This is a genomic window from Enterobacter vonholyi (assembly GCF_040834095.1).
GTDB lineage: Bacteria > Pseudomonadota > Gammaproteobacteria > Enterobacterales > Enterobacteriaceae > Enterobacter > Enterobacter vonholyi.
The window spans coordinates 2679247-2698619 of the sequence record NZ_CP162152.1 but is presented as its reverse complement, the minus strand read 5'-3'; the positions used below and the strand labels follow the sequence as shown (position 1 = coordinate 2698619).

Genomic DNA, 19373 nt, shown 5'->3' with positions numbered 1-19373 from the left:
CCTTTCGCAAATGTAAAGTTCCTGTGGGCTGTGCCGATAACACCGTTAATAAATCTATGAGAAGGTGTTGTATGTTGAACCGTATCCGCGTTGTCACAATGCTCATGATGGTGCTGGTCATTTTCGCACTTCTTCAGCTCATCTCCGGCGGGCTTTTTTTCTCGTCATTAAAACAGAACCAGGACAGTTTCGCGGCCTCGAACGATCTCCGCCTGCAGCAGAGTGAACTCACGTCGACGTGGGATCTGATGCTGCAAACGCGTATCAACCTGAGCCGCTCGTCCGCGCGCATGATGATGGACCCTAACAATCAGCAGAGCAGCGCGAAAACCGATCTGTTGAAAAATGCCCGTGCCACCCTCGCTGACGCCGCGAAACATTACGACGCCTTCAAAAAGATCGCCCCGCAGCCTGCTATGGAGCAGGTGAGCCAGAACATCGATGAAAAATACAATGCCTACCATACCGGTCTGACAGAGCTCATTCAGTTCCTGGAGAGCGGAAATATGGACGCCTATTTCGCGCAGCCGACGCAGGGGATGCAAAACGCACTCGGCGCGGCGCTGGGGGAATACGCGAAGGCCAGTGGCGATCTCTATCACTCGGCCTTTACGGCAAGTCAGAATGACTACCGCTTTGCGAAATGGCAGATGGCCGTAATGGCGCTGGCGTTGGTCATCGTGCTGGTCGCGGTCTGGTACGGCATTCGCCATATCCTGCTGAATCCTCTTGGGCGCGTCATTGACCACATTCGTGAAATTGCCGGCGGCGATCTGACTAAAACGCTGACCGTTTCGGGGCGCAATGAGATCACCGAGCTGGCAAACAGCGTTGACCATATGCAGCGTTCGTTAATCGAAACCGTCGCCAACGTGCGTAACGGGTCGGAGGCTATCTACACCGGCACCAGCGAAATTGCGATGGGGAATAACGATCTCTCATCCCGTACCGAACAGCAGGCTTCCGCCCTGGAAGAGACGGCCGCCAGCATGGAGCAGCTCACCGCGACCGTGAAGCAGAACGCCGATAACGCCCGCCAGGCGTCTCAGCTGGCAGAAAGCGCCTCCGAGACGGCGCAGCGCGGCGGACGCGTGGTAGATGGCGTAGTGAAAACCATGCACGAAATCGCCGACAGCTCGAAGAAAATCGCCGACATCATCAGCGTCATCGACGGCATTGCTTTCCAGACCAACATTCTGGCGCTGAACGCCGCCGTGGAAGCGGCGCGAGCGGGCGAACAGGGACGCGGTTTTGCCGTGGTGGCCGGGGAAGTGCGCAATCTGGCCAGCCGCAGCGCCAACGCGGCAAAAGAGATCAAGTCGCTGATTGAAGACTCTGTCTCCCGCGTGGATACCGGCTCCGTGCTGGTGGAAAGTGCCGGGGAGACCATGAATGACATCGTGAATGCCGTTACCCGCGTGACGGACATCATGGGGGAAATCGCCTCTGCGTCTGATGAGCAGAGTCGTGGTATCGACCAGGTTGCCCTGGCGGTATCGGAAATGGATCGCGTGACACAGCAAAACGCCGCGCTGGTGCAGGAGTCCGCTGCGGCGGCCGCTGCCCTGGAAGACCAGGCGAGCCGTCTGAAGATGGCCGTCTCGGCGTTTCGTCTCGCTTCACTCGCTGGAAACACGGTCACTCCGCAGGCGACGTACCGCGCGCCAGCCGCTGAACAGGCTGCACTCCGTACGCGTACCGCGACGACCGGACAAGATGAAAACTGGGAAACATTTTGACTGACAATTAAACCGCGGCTGCTTGCCGCTTGATGGGAGCGTGGATGTTAAATCGTATTCGTATCTCGACCACACTGTTTTTGATTCTGATCCTTTGCGGTGTGTTGCAGGTTGGCAGTAACGGGTTGTCTTTTTGGGCGTTTCGCGATGGCTATCAGAATTTGCAGGAAGTTGAGGCGAGTAATCAGCAGCGCTCCGCACTGGCACAAACGCGTGCCGTGCTGTTGCAGGCAAGCACTGCGCTGAACAAGGCGGGAACCTTAACCGCGCTGAGCTATCCGCCGGATGACATTAAAGCGCTGATGGCAACCGCGCGCGACAGCCTGAAACAGGCTGACGCACAGTTTAAAGCCTTTACGGCGCAGGCCGCCGACAGCGAGAAAGAGAAAGCGCTGAAGGCCGCCATGAAGACGAACTTTGAGCAGTGGTACAGCGATCTGGACCACCAGGCGACGTGGCTTGAGAACAACCAGCTGTCGGACTTTATGACCGCACCGGTCCAGGCGTCTCAGGCAGCGTTTGACGGCAGCTTTAACGCCTGGCAGCAGGATACTAACCAGTCTGTACAGCGTGCCGGTGACCAGAGCCGTCAAAGCTATCACATGTCGGGCGTCATCTTCGCCGTGGTGGTGATTCTGGCAGGGTTGCTGACCGGCGGGGCGCTGCTCTGGTCGCGCAGAATGATTGTGCAGCCGCTGGCGATCGTCAGCAGCCATTTCGACAGTATTGCAAAAGGCGACCTGGCGCGTCCGGTGGCGGTGTTCGGCAAGAACGAAATTTCGGCGATCTTTGCCAGCCTGAAGGCGATGCAGGGTTCGCTGCGGGAAACGGTGAGCGACGTGCGGCAGGGCAGTTATGCCATGCACTCCGGGATCTCTGAGATTGCGGCGGGTAACAACGATCTGTCGTCCCGCACCGAGCAGCAGGCGGCCTCGCTGGCGCAGACGGCGGCCAGCATGGAGCAGCTGACGGCAACGGTAAGCCAGAACGCCGATAACGCGCGTCAGGCGTCTGACCTGTCAAAACAGGCGGCGATGACGGCGAAGAAAGGCGGTGACCAGGCGTCCCATGTCGCCAGCACCATGCAGGAGATTGCCACCAGCTCGCAGAAAATTGGCGACATCATCAGCGTGATTGACGGTATCGCGTTCCAGACCAACATTCTGGCGCTGAATGCCGCCGTGGAAGCGGCGCGCGCCGGTGAGCAAGGGCGCGGGTTTGCGGTGGTGGCGGGGGAAGTACGTAACCTGGCGAGCCGCAGCGCCAACGCGGCGAAAGAAATCAAGGTCCTGATCGAAGAGTCGGTCTCGCGCGTTCAGCAGGGCTCAACGCTTGTGGATACGGCGGCGAAAACCATGCACGAGATCGTCACCTCCGTGACGCGGGTTAACGACATTATGGGCGAAATTGCCTCGGCGTCGGATGAACAGCGTCGCGGCATTGAGCAGGTTGCCCAGGCGGTCAGCCAGATGGATCAGGTGACGCAACAGAACGCCTCGTTAGTTGAGGAAGCGGCAGCGGCAACCGATCAGCTGGCCAGCCAGGCGGATCGTCTTACCGGACTGGTCGCGGTATTTAATGTGAAAGAGCACGTTGAAGCAGTAACAGAAGTCGGGCGGTCGCAGGCCGTGCCAGTTGTATCCTGAATGTAATTAAGAAGGCGCTATGACATCACCAATGCCCCCTGGGCAAACGTCATTATTGTTGCAGATGACACAGCGCCTCGCGCTGTCCGACGCGCATTTTCGTCGGATATGTCAGTTAATCTACCAGCGTGCGGGGATCGTGCTTGCGGATCATAAGCGGGACATGGTCTACAACCGTCTGGTGCGGCGCTTGCGTACGCTGGGGCTGGATGATTTTGGCCGCTATCTGAGCATGCTCGAGGCGAACCAGAACAGCGCCGAGTGGCAGGCTTTTATTAACTCGTTAACCACCAACCTGACGGCGTTTTTCCGTGAAGCTCACCACTTCCCGGTTCTGGCCGAGCATGCGCGCCGTCGCACCGGGGAGTATCGCGTCTGGAGTGCGGCCGCCTCGACGGGTGAAGAGCCGTACTCGCTGGCGATCACCCTTGCCGATACGCTGGGAATGACGCCGGGACGCTGGAAGGTCTACGCCAGCGATATCGATACTGAAGTGCTGGAGAAGGCGCGTAACGGTGTTTATCGCCAGGATGAACTGAAAACGCTGTCGCCGCAGCAGCTGCAGCGTTATTTCATGCGCGGGACGGGCCCGCATGAAGGCCTGGTGCGCGTACGCCAGGAGCTGGCGAACTGCGTCGAATTCGCGCCCGTTAACCTGCTGGATAAGCAGTACAACGTGCCGGGGCCGTTCGACGCCATTTTTTGCCGTAACGTCATGATCTATTTTGATAAAACGACGCAACAGGACATTCTGCGTCGGTTTGTTCCGTTGCTCAAGCCTGACGGTTTACTGTTTGCCGGGCACTCGGAAAACTTCAGCAACCTCGTGCGTGAGTTTAGCCTGCGTGGGCAAACGGTATATGCGCTGAGTAAGGAAAAAGCATGAGTAAAATCAGGGTGTTGTCTGTCGATGATTCAGCGCTGATGCGTCAGATCATGACTGAAATTATCAATAGCCACAGCGACATGGAGATGGTGGCAACCGCGCCCGATCCGCTGGTAGCGCGGGATTTAATTAAAAAATATAACCCCGATGTGCTAACGCTGGATGTCGAGATGCCGCGCATGGATGGCATCGATTTCCTCGAAAAATTAATGCGGCTGCGGCCTATGCCGGTGGTGATGGTCTCCTCCCTGACCGGGAAAGGATCTGAAATCACCCTGCGCGCGCTGGAGCTGGGGGCTGTGGATTTTGTCACCAAGCCGCAGCTTGGCATTCGCGAAGGGATGCTGGCCTACAGCGAGATGATCGCCGAGAAGATCCGCACCGCTTCGCGTGCGAAGCTTGCCGCCCACACGCCGATGGCCGCGCCGGCGACCCTGAAGGCCGGTCCATTACTCAGCTCGGAAAAACTGCTGGTCATTGGAGCGTCAACCGGAGGAACAGAGGCAATTCGTCATGTACTCCAGCCATTGCCGCTTTCAAGTCCGGGTATTCTGATCACTCAGCATATGCCGCCAGGCTTTACCCGTTCGTTCGCCGAACGCCTGAACAAGCTGTGCCAGATCAGCGTGAAAGAGGCGGAAGACGGCGAGCGCGTGCTCCCGGGGCATGCCTATATCGCGCCGGGCGACAAGCATATGGAGCTGGCGCGCAGCGGCGCTAACTATCAAATCAAAATTCATGACGGACCGCCGGTCAACCGGCACCGTCCGTCGGTGGATGTGCTGTTTCATTCGGTGGCGAAACATGCGGGGCGCAACGCCGTAGGGGTGATCCTGACGGGGATGGGCAACGACGGTGCCGCCGGAATGCTTGCAATGCACCAGGCTGGCGCCTGGACGATTGCGCAGAATGAAGCAAGTTGTGTGGTGTTCGGCATGCCGCGCGAGGCCATCAATATGGGTGGCGTGAGCGAAGTGGTCGATCTTAGCCAGGTAAGCCAGCAGATGCTGGCGAAAATCAGTGCCGGACAGGCAATACGTATTTGACTCAGGAGTATTATTTTATGGCGGATAAAGAGCTTAAGTTTTTGGTTGTGGATGACTTTTCCACCATGCGTCGCATCGTACGCAACCTGCTGAAAGAGCTGGGCTTCAACAACGTTGAAGAAGCAGAAGATGGCGTTGATGCGCTGAACAAACTGCAGGCTGGCGGGTTTGGTTTTGTTATCTCCGACTGGAACATGCCAAACATGGACGGTCTGGAACTGCTGAAAACTATTCGTGCCGATGCGGGAATGGCCTCTATGCCGGTTCTGATGGTCACTGCAGAAGCGAAAAAAGAGAACATCATTGCCGCTGCACAGGCGGGCGCAAGCGGCTATGTGGTGAAGCCATTCACCGCGGCAACCCTGGAAGAGAAGCTCGGTAAGATCTTCGAGAAACTCGGCATGTGAGGTGATGGAAATGTTGCAACCTGCTATGAAACCCGTTGAAGAACACTCGCCGAGCGATATCATCGTCCGCATCGGCAGCCTGACGCGCATGCTGCGTGACAGCCTGCGCGAGCTGGGTCTGGATCAGGCGATTGCCGAAGCGGCGGAAGCTATTCCTGATGCCCGCGATCGTCTGGACTATGTCGTGCAAATGACCGCTCAGGCTGCGGAACGTGCGCTGAACAGCGTTGAAGCATCACAGCCGCACCAGGATGCGATGGAAAAGGGGGCGAAAGCCCTGAGCAAACGCTGGGACGAGTGGTTTGAAAACCCTATCGAGCTGGCTGATGCCCGCGAGCTGGTAACGGATACTCGTCAGTATCTTGGCGATGTGCCGGGCCACACCAGCTTCACCAACGCCCAGCTACTGGACATTATGATGGCGCAGGATTTCCAGGACCTGACCGGTCAGGTCATCAAGCGCATGATGGATGTTATCCAGGAGATTGAGCGCCAGCTGCTGATGGTTCTGCTGGAGAACATTCCGGAACCGGCAGCCCGTCCAAAACGCGAGAACGAAAGCCTGCTCAATGGTCCACAGCTCGACGCCACCAAGGCAGGCGTTGTGGCAAGCCAGGATCAGGTAGACGACCTGCTGGACAGCCTCGGCTTCTGATAGTCCTTTCCGCCTCAGGAGGTTACGCCGCCTGAGGCGGTTTGCGACAAAATCACCGAAAAGAGCCCGAATAAACGGGCTTTTCCCGCCATTGGATTTCCGCTGCGCTGGCATGATACCCGTGACGTAATGGGCTGAGCATGCACTGTGGCAGAAGAGAACGACGACAAAACGGAAGCCCCCACACCCCACCGACTAGAAAAGGCGCGTGAGGAAGGGCAAATCCCCCGATCCCGAGAATTGACCTCCCTGCTGATCCTTATCGTAGGCGTGTGCATTATCTGGTGGGGCGGGGAGTCGCTCGCCCGCAAGCTGGCGGGAATGCTGTCAACCGGCTTGCGTTTTGACCACAGCATGGTCAACGATCCGAATCTGATCCTCAGCCAGATTATTCAACTGATTAAAGGGGCCATGGTCGCGCTGTTGCCCCTGATTACCGGGGTCGTGCTGGTCGCGCTGGTCTCGCCGGTGATGCTCGGCGGTCTGGTTTTTAGTGCCAAATCGCTGCAGCCGAAATTTTCCAAACTGAACCCGCTGCCGGGCATTGCGAAAATGTTCTCTGCTCAGACCGGGGCCGAGCTGCTCAAAGCCATTCTCAAATCGGTGCTGATGGGCAGTTCCGCGGGGTTTTACCTCTGGTACCACTGGCCGGAAATGATGCGTCTCATCAGCGAATCGCCCCTCACCGCGATGAGCAACGCGCTGAATCTTGTCGGGCTTTGCGCACTGCTTGTGGTGCTCAGCATTATCCCGATGGTGGGTTTTGACGTGATCTTCCAGCTTTATACCCACTTCAAAAAGCTGCGCATGTCACGTCAGGACATCCGTGACGAATATAAGCAGATGGAAGGTGACCCGCACGTGAAGGGGCGTATCCGCCAGATGCAGCGTGCTGCCGCCCGTCGCCGCATGATGGAAGATGTGCCGAAGGCCGACGTCATCGTCACCAACCCGACGCACTATTCCGTTGCCCTGCGCTATGACGAAAACAAAATGAGCGCGCCGAAAGTGGTGGCGAAAGGGGCAGGGCTGATCGCGCTGCGCATCCGGGAAATCGGCACGGAACACCGCGTGCCGATCCTGGAAGCCCCTCCGCTGGCGCGTGCCCTTTACCGCCATGCGGATATTGGACAACAGATCCCGGGACAACTCTACGCCGCCGTGGCGGAAGTGCTGGCCTGGGTATGGCAGTTGAAGCGCTGGCGTCTGGCCGGCGGTCAACGGCCTGTGAAACCTGAGAACCTTCCGGTGCCTGCCGCGCTGGATTTTATGAACGAGAAGGACACTGATGGCTAATCTGGTGGCAATGTTGCGCCTGCCCGGCAACCTGAAATCGACCCAATGGCAGATCCTGGCCGGGCCGATTCTGATCCTGCTAATTCTGTCGATGATGGTACTGCCGCTTCCGGCGTTCATCCTCGATCTGCTTTTCACTTTCAATATTGCGCTCTCCATTATGGTGCTGCTGGTGGCGATGTTCACCCAGCGTACTCTGGAGTTCGCCGCGTTCCCGACCATTCTGCTGTTTACCACCCTGCTGCGACTGGCGCTGAACGTGGCGTCCACGCGTATCATCCTGATGGAAGGTCACACCGGGGCGGCAGCTGCAGGTAAAGTGGTGGAGGCGTTCGGCCACTTTCTGGTGGGCGGTAATTTCGCTATCGGTATCGTGGTGTTCGTCATCCTCGTGATCATCAACTTTATGGTCATCACCAAAGGTGCAGGGCGTATTGCGGAAGTGGGCGCGCGCTTTGTGCTCGACGGAATGCCGGGCAAGCAGATGGCGATCGACGCCGATCTGAATGCCGGTCTTATCGCCGAAGATGAAGCCAAAAAACGCCGTGCGGAGGTGACGCAGGAGGCGGACTTCTACGGCTCCATGGACGGTGCGAGTAAGTTTGTGCGCGGTGACGCCATCGCGGGCATTCTGATCATGGTGATTAACGTGGTCGGCGGCCTGCTGGTGGGCGTGCTGCAGCATGGGATGGACATGGGCCACGCGGCGGAAAGCTATACGCTGCTGACTATCGGTGACGGTCTGGTCGCGCAGATCCCGGCGCTGGTTATCTCCACTGCGGCGGGTGTGATTGTGACCCGCGTGAGCACCGATCAGGACGTTGGCGAGCAGATGGTGGGCCAGCTGTTCAGCAACCCGCGCGTGATGCTGCTGGCCGCTGCGGTTCTCGGGTTGCTCGGCCTGGTGCCGGGGATGCCAAACCTCGTCTTCCTGCTGTTTACGGCGGGGCTGCTGGGGCTTGCGTGGTGGATGCGTGGCCGTGAAACCAAACCGGCAGCTGAACCTGTTCAGGTCAAAATGCCGGAGAATACCCAGGCCGTCGAAGCGACCTGGAACGACGTTCAGCTGGAAGATTCCCTGGGAATGGAAGTCGGGTATCGCCTGATCCCGATGGTCGATTTCCAGCAGGACGGCGAGCTGCTCGGCCGTATCCGCAGTATCCGTAAAAAATTCGCGCAGGATATGGGCTTCCTGCCGCCGGTGGTACACATCCGCGACAATATGGACCTGCCGCCCGCGCGCTATCGTATCCTGATGAAAGGTGTCGAAATTGGCAGCGGTGATGCCTATCCGGGCCGCTGGCTGGCGATTAACCCCGGCACCGCCGCAGGCACGCTGCCGGGCGAGCAAACTATCGATCCGGCCTTTGGCCTGGCCGCTATCTGGATTGAAAGCGCCCTGAAAGAGCAGGCGCAGATCCAGGGGTATACGGTTGTTGAAGCCAGTACCGTGGTGGCGACCCATCTTAATCACCTGATTGGGCAATTCTCGGCGGAGCTGTTTGGCCGTCAGGAAGCGCAGCAGCTGCTGGACCGCGTCACGCAGGAGATGCCGAAGCTGACGGAAGATCTGGTCCCGGGCGTGCTGACCTTAACCACGCTGCACAAGGTGCTGCAAAACCTGCTCGACGAGAAGGTGCCGATCCGCGATATGCGCACCATTCTGGAAACCCTTGCCGAACACGCGCCGATACAAAGCGATCCGCACGAGCTGACGGCGGTGGTGCGCGTGGCGCTGGGACGCGCCATTACCCAGCAGTGGTTCCCGGGAACCGGGGAAGTGCAGGTGATCGGCCTCGATACGCCGCTTGAGCGTCTGCTGCTGCAGGCTCTGCAGGGCGGAGGCGGTCTGGAGCCGGGCCTGGCGGACCGTCTGCTGGCGCAAACGCAGGAGGCGCTGGCGCGTCAGGAGATGCTCGGCGCGCCGCCGGTGCTGCTGGTGAACCACGCGCTGCGTCCGCTGCTGTCCCGCTTCCTGCGTCGTAGCCTGAACCAGCTGGTCGTGCTGTCGAATCTGGAGCTGTCGGATAACCGTCATATCCGCATGACCGCGACGATTGGAGGAAAATAATGCGTAAATGGCTTTGGATGTTGCTCTTCCCGCTGGCGGCGCAGGCTGCCGGGGGGGGCACCTGGCAGGCGAGCAGCATGGGGGTGACCCTCAGCAATCGCGGTGTTGCTATGTCGTCTAACCCGCTGGCGCCTTCAGAAGAGGTCTCCGGTCAGATGGGCCTTGTGGTCTGGAACTATCGGCTGATTGGCCCTACGCCAGCGGGCTTGCGGGTGCGCCTCTGCTCTCAGACGCGCTGTACCGAAATCGACGGCGAAAATGGGACAACGCAGGCATTCAACGGCGTACCGGCTATTGAACCTTTGCGTTTCATCTGGGAAGTACCGGGGGGGGGACGTTTGATTCCGGCTCTGAAGGTGCAGAGCAATTCCGTCATCGTGAACTATCGCTGACGGTTGGATTACCAGGACTGCAAAAACAAAACCCGGCGATTGCCGGGTTTTTTGTATTACATGCGTTCTACGGTTTCGATACCCAGGGTATCCAGACCCAGCTTCAGGGTCTTCGCCGTTAGCTGCGCCAGCTTCAGGCGGCTGTTGCGAACCGATTCGTTTTCCGCAGACAGAATAGGGCAGTGCTCATAGAAGCCGGAGAACAGACCCGCCAGGTCATACAGGTAAGCACACATTACGTGCGGCGTGCCGTCACGCGCGACAACCGTCAGCGTCTCTTCGAACTGCAGCAGACGCGCCGCCAGCTGTGCTTCACGATCTTCCGTGATGGTCACGGTGGTATTCGCCAGCACGCTTTCGTCGATACTGGCTTTACGGAATACCGAGAGCACGCGGGTGTAGGCGTACTGCATGTATGGCGCCGTGTTACCTTCAAACGCCAGCATGTTATCCCAGTCGAAGATATAGTCGGTGGTACGGTTCTTGGAGAGATCCGCGTATTTCACCGCACCGATACCCACGGCGTTGGCCAGTTTTTCCAGCTCGTCGGCCGGCATGTCCGGGTTCTTCTCGGCCACCAGACGACGGGCGCGTTCCAGCGCTTCGTCCAGCAGGTCTGACAGTTTCACCGTACCGCCCGCGCGGGTTTTGAACGGCTTGCCGTCTTTACCCAGCATCATGCCGAACATGTGGTGTTCCAGCGGAACGCTGTCCGGCACGTAACCGGCTTTACGCACGATGGTCCACGCCTGCATCAGGTGCTGGTGCTGACGGGAGTCTATGTAGTACAGCACGCGGTCGGCATGCAGCGTTTCGTAACGGTATTTCGCGCAGGCAATGTCGGTCGTAGTGTAGAGATAGCCGCCATCCTTTTTCTGGATGATCACGCCCATCGGTTCACCTTCCTTGTTTTTGTACTCATCAAGGAACACAACCGTTGCGCCTTCGCTCTCCACCGCCAGGTTTTTCGCTTTCAGGTCAGCCACAATGCCGGGCAGCATTGGGTTGTACAGGCTTTCACCCATTACGTCATCGCGGGTCAGGGTGACGTTCAGACGGTTATAGGTCAGCTGGTTCTGGGACATGGTGATGTCAACCAGCTTGCGCCACATTTCGAGGAAGTATTGATCGCCTCCCTGCAGTTTAACCACGTAACTACGCGCACGTTCGGCAAAAGCTTCGTCTTCGTCGTAGTGTTTTTTGGCTTCGCGATAGAATCCTTCCAGGTCCGCCAGCGCCATTTCACCCGCGTTTTCCTGCTGCTGTTTTTCCAGGTAAGCGATCAGCATGCCGAACTGGGTGCCCCAGTCGCCCACGTGGTTCGCGCGGATCACCTTGTGACCGAGGAACTCGAGCGTGCGCACTGCGGCATCACCGATGATGGTGGAGCGCAGGTGGCCAACGTGCATCTCTTTCGCCACGTTCGGCGCAGAATAGTCGATCACGACGGTCTGCGCTTCCGGCTGGGACACTCCCAGACGATCGGATTTCAGCGCCGCGTCAACGTGGCTTGCCAGGAAAGCAGGCTCAAGGAAGATGTTGATAAAGCCCGGACCGGCGATTTCGGTTTTGCTGGCAATGCCGGAAAGATCCAGATGCGTCAGTACCTGCTCAGCGAGCTGTCGCGGCGGCATGCCCAGTTTTTTAGCCACTGCCATCACGCCATTAGCCTGATAGTCGCCAAACTGTACTTTTGCTGACTGACGAACCTGCGGTTCGCAATCCGCAGGGGCACCTGCGGCAATCAGTGCCTGACTGACTTTTTCGGAGAGAAGAGCCTGAATATTCACCTGGATACCTTACGTTTTTGATGCGGGCTTACAACCGCCCGCGCCAGTTAAAGAATTTAGGGCGGGAGTATACTGCAAATGCCTTCTGACGTCAGCAGTGCGGGGCCTGAAGATTGCTCAGAATCCAGGCAGTGAAGGTGTGCATAATCATGCAGTCGCAAAAAGCCGGTTTCTGAGGTTGGTCAAAACAGGGCAACAGAGTAAATTAGCGGCTTTGCGACATGAAAAGAGAATGACTTATGGCGAACTGGCAATCCATTGACGAACTGCATGATATTTCCGCAGATTTACCGCGCTTCACCCAGGCGTTCACAGAACTTGCCACCCGTCTGGGTCTGGATATTGCGCCGCTTGAGGCCGATCATATCTCTTTGCGCTGTCATCAGAATGCCACCGCCGAGCGCTGGCGTCGCGGGTTCGAACAGTGCGGCGAGTTACTGTCCGAGAATATCATTAATGGCCGCCCCATTTGCCTGTTCAAACTGCATGAGCCGGTGAACGTGGCGCACTGGCAGTTCAGTGTGGTTGAACTGCCGTGGCCGGGCGAGAAACGCTATCCGCACGAAGGCTGGGAACATATCGAGATTGTCCTGCCGGGTGAGCCGGAGACGTTAAACGCGCGCGCGCTGGCCCTGTTAGCGGACGAAGGCTTAAGCCAGCCGGGAATTTTTGTGAAGACCAGTTCTCCCAAAGGCGAGCGCGAGCGGTTACCTAACCCGACGCTGGCCGTTACTGACGGACAGGTTACGGTGAAGTTTCATCCGTGGACCATTGAGCAGATCGTTGCCAGTGATGCATAAGAGATGTGAGTTCACGCCGGGACCGAAAACGAACGGCGTGTCATGATGTTTCGCTTAGTGGAATTTCAGGAGGATTAAATGGCGCTGCTGGAGATTTGTTGTTACAGCGTGGAGTGTGCCGTGACCGCGCAAAAGCACGGGGCTGACCGCATTGAACTGTGCGCGGCACCCAAGGAGGGCGGGTTGACGCCGTCTTACGGCGTGTTGAAGTCAGCCCGTCAGGCCGTCACTATTCCCGTTCACCCAATTATTCGTCCGCGCGGCGGTGATTTTTGTTACACGGCGGGCGAGTTCAGTGCCATGCTTGATGATATCGCCCTCGTTCGGGACCTGGGGTTTCCAGGGCTGGTGACCGGGCTGCTGGATGAAGACGGCAATATCGATATACCGCGTATGCGTCAGATTATGAGCGCCGCGCAGGGGATGGCCGTCACTTTTCATCGCGCATTTGATATGTGTAAAGATCCGCTTCAGGCCTTTGAAACGCTTGGAGAACTTGGCGTGGCGCGCATCCTGACATCGGGTCAGCAGGCGTCAGCTGAAAAAGGACTGCAATTAATTACGGAACTAAAAGCACATTCTGGTGTTCCAATAATAATGGCGGGTGCGGGAGTCCGCGCCAGCAATCTGGAACGGTTTTTAAACGCCGGGGTAGAAGAGCTGCACAGCTCCGCGGGGAAATGGATACCTTCGCCCATGCGTTATCGCAATACAGGATTGTCAATGTCGACGGATGCTGAAGCGGATGAGTATTCACGCTATGGCGTAGAGGGAGAGTCGGTTGCGGAAATGAAGTCGCTGATTGAGCGCCATCACGTGTAGCAACGTACCGATTTTTACCGCGCATCATGTCGCCCAATATGATGCTTGCTTGTACCAGGCCCCTGCCAATTACACAGGGGCCTTTTTTTCTCCTTCATATTTCAAGCCGCAGCTGCGTTGGCCGCCTTGCTGCAACTTGAACTATTTCGGAGAAAACGTGCTACGAGTAGGCCGGGTAAGGCGCAGCCGCCACCCGACTAAAAGACTACGGCTTAGTTGCTATTAACACCGCACGCATCGGGGCCGGATAGCCTTCGATGGTTTTGCTGTGATCGGTTGGGTCGAGGAATTGCTCCAGCGATTCGGTGATCATCCAGTCGGTGCGGCGCTGCTCTTCGATTGAGGTCACGCTGACATCGGCAATCCGCACGTCCACAAACCCGCACTTCTCCAGCCAGTTCTTTAGCGCCAGCGCGGAAGGGATGAAGTAAACGTTGCGCATCTGCGCGTAACGATCGCCCGGCACCAGAACGGCGTGTTCATCGCCTTCAATCACCAGCGTTTCGAGCACCAGCTCGCCGCCGCTGACCAGCTGATCTTTCAATTGCCACAGGTGTTCAAGCGGGGAACGACGGTGATAAAGCACGCCCATGGAGAACACGGTATCAAACGCTTTCAGAGCTGGCAGCTGCTCAATGCCCAGCGGCAGCAGGTGCGCGCGCTGGTCGTTACCCAGCAGCTTACGTACCGCTTCAAACTGGCACAGGAACAGCTGCATCGGGTCAATACCTACCGCCAGATGCGCGCCCGCGCCAATCATGCGCCACATGTGGTAACCGCTGCCGCAGCCCACGTCCAGAATGGTGCGCCCGGTCAGGTCGGAAAGGTGGGGCAGGACGCGATCCCATTTCCAGTCCGAGCGCCATTCGGTATTGATGTTCACGCCGTAAAGTGAAAACGGCCCTTTGCGCCACGGCATCAGGTTACGCATCAGCGTTTCGATGCGGTTGATCTGCCCGGCCGGGAGCGGTTCTTCACTCTCTGCGGTGACGCTGTGCAGAAGGTCCAGACGATGCGGGGTCAGTTCGGGCAGAAACTCCACTGCATTTGACCACTGCTTTAACAGGCCGTGCTGCTGGTCCCGCTGCCAGGCGGCAATCTGCGCGGGCAAGGTTTCCAGCCAGTGGGAGAGCTGGTTTTTGGCAATCAGCTGATAGAAGTTACTGAACTCGATCATGCCGGTTTCCCCGCTTTCAGCGCTACCAGCGAACCAAAGTTAAAGCACTGGAACCACAGTTCGCTGTGCTCAAAACCGGCTTTGCTCAGACGCGCTTTATGGGTTTCTACGGAATCCGTCAGCATCACGTTTTCGAGCATGCTGCGCTTCTGGCTGATCTCCAGCTCGCTGTAGCCGTTCGCCCGTTTGAAATCGTGGTGCATATTGAACAGCAGCTCGCCAACCTCGGCATCTTCGAAGCTGAATTTCTCAGAGAGCACCAGCGCGCCGCCAGGATTCAGCCCCTGATAAATTTTGTCCAGCAGCAGCTGGCGGTCTTCCGGTACCAGGAACTGAAGCGTGAAATTCAGCACCACCATAGACGCGTTATTGATCTCAATCTCGCGGATATCACCTTCCACCACGTCTACCGGAACAGGAGCTTTGTACGCGTCAATATGGCGACGGCAGCGCTCAACCATGGCCGGGGAGTTATCGACGGCAATAATGCGGCAGCCTTCGTGGTGAACGTTACGACGAACCGACAGCGTTGCCGCGCCGAGCGAGCAGCCCAGGTCATAGACCTGCGTGCCGGGTTGAACGAAGCGCTCAGCCAGCATGCCGATCATAGAGATAATATTGGAATAACCGGGAACAGAGCGCTGGATCATATCCGGGAAGACTTCGGCTACCCGTTCATCGAAGGTCCAGTCGCCCAGGCTGGCGATAGGCGCGGAAAAAAGCGTGTCGCGATCTGACATAACGTAAAAATCCGGGAAAAATAAAGTGGCGTATTGTGCGCTAATGGAGGGAGAAAACCAACTCCCACGGCATATACCACAGGTTAGCCAGCACCATCAGCAAAAGTGAACACCAGGTTGCACTCATGCCGGAACGACGCCAGCGGATTAAGCGATGGTGAAAGCCGTAATAATGCATCAGGCGGCCAGCAATAAGCAGCAAGCCACAGATGTGCACCATCCAGGTTTCTGCGCCATTCATCTCCATAAACAGCAGCAGGATTAGGGCTGCGGGGATGTATTCAACCGCGTTGCCATGAATGCGGATAGCGCTTTGTAGCTCTGAAAACCCGCCGTCACCGTAGGAGACGCGGTAGAGCGTTCTGAGGCGCACAACATCAAATGAAAACTTAATCAGCAGTAATGCACCTAACACCGCATACAGCGCGCTGACCATACAAACTCCCTGTTTTTGGCAGATGGCACTTCACTATGATAGGGGGTGATATCAGAAAAGAGAAGATTGTTGTGGGATGGAAGGGGCGCTTCCCACGGACGGCACCGCAGCCTGCAAGGCCTGCCATAGAGCATCGACCAGTTCGGGGGCCTGGGCAATATCCGGCGTGTGCAAAAAGAGATACGGCGTGGTGGTGTGTTCCCACGATGCCAGTTTTTCCAGCCAGGCGGTGAACAGCGCCTGGTTTTGCTGCATGTTATCGCTGCCGATAAACCTGACCATTGGGTTATGTGCGGTCACGATGGCGTGAACCGGTACTTTCGGTTTTTTACGCTGAGCTTCAACGATGGCTTCGCTATGCGGGATAGCGCTGTGCACCGGACGGCTGTCGAGGATCACCCGGTTAACGGAACGCTCAAGCAGGCCGCGATTGAGCGCTTTTTCCGCTTCGCCCTTAGCAAAAAACTCAGGATGCCTGACTTCAACGCCGTAGGTAAACTCCCGGGGCAGGGCGTCCAGAAACGTCCACAGCGCGGGCAGGTCGCGCGGGCCAAAGACGGCCGGAAGCTGCAGCCAGTACTGGCCGATGCGGTTTGCCAGCGGTGACATGCGCGCGAAAAATTCTTCGGTCAAATCGCCGCAGTTGCGCAGCGCGGCCTGGTGAGAAATGGTCGCCGGAAACTTGAAGCAGAAGCGGAAGTCGTCGGTCGTTTGTTCCCGCCAGCGTGCAACAATCTCGGCTTTCGGAAGCGCATACAGGGTGGTGTTACCCTCGACACAGTTGAAGTGCCGGGCATATTCCTCAAGGCCGGTGATGCCAAGGCACACCCATTTCGGGTGCGACCACTGGGGTAAACCGACATACATCATAGCGCGCTGACAATCTCATCCGTGCTGCGCACGCGGCCGATGCGCGGGAAGATGTGGGTCATGCTGCCCTGATGCTGTTCCGCGGAGGCCGCGCTGCAGGCATCTTCGGCAATCACCAGATTAAACCCCAGCTCCCACGCGTTGCGGGCAGTCGACTCCACGCCGATGTTGGTGGAAATACCGCACAGGATAATGGTGTCAATGCCGCGACGGCGGAGCTGCAGTTCAAGATCGGTGCCGTAGAATGCACCCCACTGACGTTTGGTCACTTCAATATCGCTGTCGCGTTTACCCAGTGAGGCCGGGTACGTCCACCAGTTTTCCGGCAGGGCGCGTGCAGGAGCCTGGGCATCAACGGGCTGTTTTAACGCTTCGGCGTAATCAGCAGACCAGCCGACGCGCACCATGACAACCGGGGCACCGCTGGCACGACAGGTTTCCGCCAGGCGAGCGGCGCGGCTGACTACATCGTCCGCGGTATGCGGGCCGCCAGCGAAGGGCAAAATGCCTTCCTGTAAATCAATCACGACAAGCGCGGTTTTACTGGCATCAAGTGTTAACATCGTTACTCCCGTTAAATGAATCACTTCCGGACACCATACGACGTGATGGCCTGTTCCTGGGCGGATAATTTTGTTAATTTTTGTGAGAATGCGCAATAAGAGTGCAGCAAACGACCGCCAGGCCGTGGTTCGCTCTTATCGTCCGGCGGAATTTCCAGTATAATAGCCGCCTTTTTTCATCCAGTTGTGACATACAGAAAGCTGCGACATAGTAGCCTGCATACCAGGCGACATTTAGCCTGCGGCTAATTAAGGGATATCTCATGCGTACAGAATATTGCGGGCAGCTGCGTCAGTCCCACGTCGGACAGCAGGTCACCCTGTGTGGTTGGGTCAATCGTCGTCGTGATCTTGGTAGCCTTATCTTCATCGATATGCGCGACCGCGAAGGTATCGTTCAGGTGTTCTTCGATCCGGATCGCGCTGATGCGTTGAAGCTGGCCTCTGAGCTGCGTAATGAGTTCTGCATTCAGGTCACCGGCACCGTGCGTGCGCGTGACGAGAAAAACGTTAACGCCGACATGGCGACGGGTGCCATTGAAGTGCTGGCGTCCGATCTGACGATCATTAACCGTGCTGAAGCGCTGCCGCTGGACTCCAACCACGTCAACACTGAAGAAGCGCGTCTGAAATACCGCTACCTGGATCTGCGTCGCCCGGAAATGGCTCAGCGCCTGAAAACCCGTGCGAAAATCACCAGCCTGGTGCGTCGCTTTATGGATGACCACGGTTTCCTTGATATCGAAACCCCGATGCTGACCAAAGCCACGCCGGAAGGCGCGCGCGATTACCTGGTCCCATCCCGCGTTCATAAAGGCAAATTCTACGCGCTGCCGCAGTCTCCACAGCTGTTCAAACAGCTGCTGATGATGTCCGGCTTCGATCGCTACTATCAGATCGTGAAATGCTTCCGCGACGAAGACCTGCGTGCTGACCGCCAGCCTGAATTTACCCAGATCGATGTGGAAACCTCCTTCATGACCGCTGAGCAGGTGCGTGAAGTGATGGAAGCCCTGGTGCGTAGCCTGTGGAACGACGTTAAAGGCGTTGAGCTGGGCGATTTCCCAATCATGACCTTCGCGGAAGCCGAGCGTCGTTATGGCTCTGACAAACCAGACCTGCGTAACCCGATGGAGCTGGTGGACGTTGCAGACCTGGTGAAAGCCGTTGAGTTTGCCGTCTTCTCCGGCCCGGCTAACGATCCGAAAGGTCGCGTGGCGGCCCTGCGCGTACCGGGTGGTGCAGCACTGAGCCGTAAGCAGATCGACGATTACGGCAACTTCATCAAGATCTACGGCGCTAAAGGTCTGGCCTATATTAAAGTGACCGAGCGTGCGAAAGGTCTGGAAGGTATCACCAGCCCGGTCGCGAAATTCCTGAACGCGGACATCGTGGAAGCGATCCTTGAGCGCACCGGCGCGCAGGACGGCGACATGATCTTCTTCGGCGCAGATAACAAGAAAGTTGTTGCGGATGCGATGGGCGCGCTGCGTCTGAAGCTCGGCAAAGACCTGAACCTGACCGACGAGAGCAAATGGGCGCCGCTGTGGGTTATCGACTTCCCAATGTTTGAAGACGACGGTGAAGGCGGCCTGACCGCGATGCACCACCCGTTCACCTCGCCAAAAGAGATGACGGCGGCAGAGCTGAAAGCGGCACCGGAAGAGGCCGTCGCCAACGCCTACGATATGGTCATTAACGGCTACGAAGTGGGCGGCGGTTCCGTGCGTATTCACAGCGGTGAAATGCAGCAGACCGTGTTCGGCATCCTGGGCATCAACGAGCAGGAGCAGCGCGAGAAATTCGGCTTCCTGCTGGACGCGCTGAAATACGGTACGCCTCCGCACGCGGGTCTGGCCTTTGGTCTTGACCGTCTGACCATGCTGCTGACCGGCACCGATAACATCCGTGATGTTATCGCCTTCCCGAAAACCACTGCCGCAGCGTGTCTGATGACCGAAGCGCCAAGCTTTGCCAACCCGGCCGCACTGGCTGAGCTGGGCATTGAGGTGGTGAAGAAGGAAGAGAAAAACTGAT

General features: G+C 57.6%; 18 protein-coding genes. 12 read left to right on the top strand and 6 right to left on the bottom strand.

Annotation, left to right across the window (positions count from 1 at the left end):
- Window positions 1–71 precede the first annotated feature (71 nt).
- From tar to AB3N39_RS12680, 9 genes are all read left to right on the top strand, one after another.
- Window positions 72–1739, top strand: coding sequence for a methyl-accepting chemotaxis protein II (gene tar, locus AB3N39_RS12720; RefSeq protein ID WP_133294696.1), 1668 nt, complete (start codon window positions 72–74; stop codon window positions 1737–1739).
- Window positions 1740–1783: 44 nt separating this feature from the next.
- Entirely contained in the window at window positions 1784–3385 is a 1602-nt protein-coding gene (gene tap / locus AB3N39_RS12715) for a methyl-accepting chemotaxis protein IV (protein ID WP_367896772.1), read from the top strand.
- A gap of 19 nt (window positions 3386–3404) precedes the next feature.
- Window positions 3405–4271, top strand: coding sequence for a protein-glutamate O-methyltransferase CheR (gene cheR, locus AB3N39_RS12710; protein ID WP_111964829.1), 867 nt, complete (start codon window positions 3405–3407; stop codon window positions 4269–4271).
- On the top strand, window positions 4268–5317 hold the full coding sequence (locus AB3N39_RS12705) for a chemotaxis response regulator protein-glutamate methylesterase (RefSeq protein WP_008500430.1): 1050 nt from the start codon (window positions 4268–4270) through the stop codon (window positions 5315–5317). The genes cheR and AB3N39_RS12705 overlap by 4 nt, the downstream gene beginning before the upstream one ends.
- A 17-nt stretch (window positions 5318–5334) precedes the next feature.
- Entirely contained in the window at window positions 5335–5724 is a 390-nt protein-coding gene (cheY, locus tag AB3N39_RS12700; protein ID WP_008500431.1) for a chemotaxis response regulator CheY, read from the top strand.
- A gap of 10 nt (window positions 5725–5734) precedes the next feature.
- On the top strand, window positions 5735–6379 hold the full coding sequence (gene cheZ / locus AB3N39_RS12695) for a protein phosphatase CheZ (protein WP_111964828.1): 645 nt from the start codon (window positions 5735–5737) through the stop codon (window positions 6377–6379).
- 147 nt (window positions 6380–6526) lie between these two features.
- Window positions 6527–7675 (top strand): flagellar biosynthesis protein FlhB, encoded by a 1149-nt coding sequence (gene flhB, locus AB3N39_RS12690; protein WP_048992249.1) that lies wholly within the window; start codon window positions 6527–6529, stop codon window positions 7673–7675.
- Window positions 7668–9746 carry a flagellar biosynthesis protein FlhA gene (gene flhA, locus AB3N39_RS12685; RefSeq protein ID WP_111964827.1) on the top strand — a complete coding sequence of 693 codons (2079 nt, stop codon included), beginning with the start codon at window positions 7668–7670 and terminating at the stop codon, window positions 9744–9746. Before flhB ends, flhA begins: the two co-directional genes overlap by 8 nt.
- Window positions 9746–10138, top strand: a complete 393-nt coding sequence (locus tag AB3N39_RS12680) for a flagellar protein FlhE (RefSeq protein WP_111964826.1) — start codon at window positions 9746–9748, stop codon at window positions 10136–10138. The genes flhA and AB3N39_RS12680 overlap by 1 nt, the downstream gene beginning before the upstream one ends.
- A gap of 56 nt (window positions 10139–10194) precedes the next feature.
- Here AB3N39_RS12680 and argS read toward each other — a convergent pair whose 3' ends face one another.
- Window positions 10195–11928: an arginine--tRNA ligase gene (gene argS / locus AB3N39_RS12675; protein WP_248174521.1), complete on the bottom strand. Its 1734-nt coding sequence runs from the start codon at window positions 11926–11928 to the stop codon at window positions 10195–10197.
- A 239-nt stretch (window positions 11929–12167) separates the two neighbouring features.
- Between argS and AB3N39_RS12670 the strand changes: the two genes are divergently transcribed.
- Together AB3N39_RS12670 and cutC are read left to right on the top strand one after the other, a co-directional pair.
- Window positions 12168–12728, top strand: coding sequence for a VOC family protein (locus tag AB3N39_RS12670; RefSeq protein ID WP_367896771.1), 561 nt, complete (start codon window positions 12168–12170; stop codon window positions 12726–12728).
- Window positions 12729–12806: 78 nt separating this feature from the next.
- Window positions 12807–13550, top strand: coding sequence for a copper homeostasis protein CutC (gene cutC, locus AB3N39_RS12665; RefSeq protein WP_111964823.1), 744 nt, complete (start codon window positions 12807–12809; stop codon window positions 13548–13550).
- Between the two features lie 205 nt (window positions 13551–13755).
- On the opposite strand, the gene cmoB is transcribed toward cutC, so the two are convergent.
- From cmoB to AB3N39_RS12640, 5 genes are read right to left on the bottom strand one after another with little or no spacing between them, the layout of a single operon-like run.
- On the bottom strand, window positions 13756–14727 hold the full coding sequence (gene cmoB / locus AB3N39_RS12660) for a tRNA 5-methoxyuridine(34)/uridine 5-oxyacetic acid(34) synthase CmoB (RefSeq protein WP_115875692.1): 972 nt from the start codon (window positions 14725–14727) through the stop codon (window positions 13756–13758).
- A complete protein-coding gene (gene cmoA, locus AB3N39_RS12655) occupies window positions 14724–15467 on the bottom strand; it encodes a carboxy-S-adenosyl-L-methionine synthase CmoA (RefSeq protein WP_111964821.1) in 744 nt (247 codons plus the stop codon). The genes cmoB and cmoA overlap by 4 nt, the downstream gene beginning before the upstream one ends.
- Window positions 15468–15507: 40 nt before the next feature.
- Window positions 15508–15903 (bottom strand): MAPEG family protein, encoded by a 396-nt coding sequence (locus tag AB3N39_RS12650; protein ID WP_021240443.1) that lies wholly within the window; start codon window positions 15901–15903, stop codon window positions 15508–15510.
- Between the two features lie 51 nt (window positions 15904–15954).
- Window positions 15955–16773: a DUF72 domain-containing protein gene (locus tag AB3N39_RS12645; RefSeq protein WP_367896770.1), complete on the bottom strand. Its 819-nt coding sequence runs from the start codon at window positions 16771–16773 to the stop codon at window positions 15955–15957.
- Complete coding sequence (locus tag AB3N39_RS12640; RefSeq protein WP_121932053.1) at window positions 16770–17336, bottom strand: hydrolase; 567 nt, start codon at window positions 17334–17336, stop codon at window positions 16770–16772. The genes AB3N39_RS12645 and AB3N39_RS12640 overlap by 4 nt, the downstream gene beginning before the upstream one ends.
- Before the next feature lie 263 nt (window positions 17337–17599).
- On the opposite strand from AB3N39_RS12640, the gene aspS reads away from it, so the two are divergent.
- Window positions 17600–19372 (top strand): aspartate--tRNA ligase, encoded by a 1773-nt coding sequence (gene aspS / locus AB3N39_RS12635; RefSeq protein ID WP_111964818.1) that lies wholly within the window; start codon window positions 17600–17602, stop codon window positions 19370–19372.
- Window position 19373: the final 1 nt, after the last annotated feature.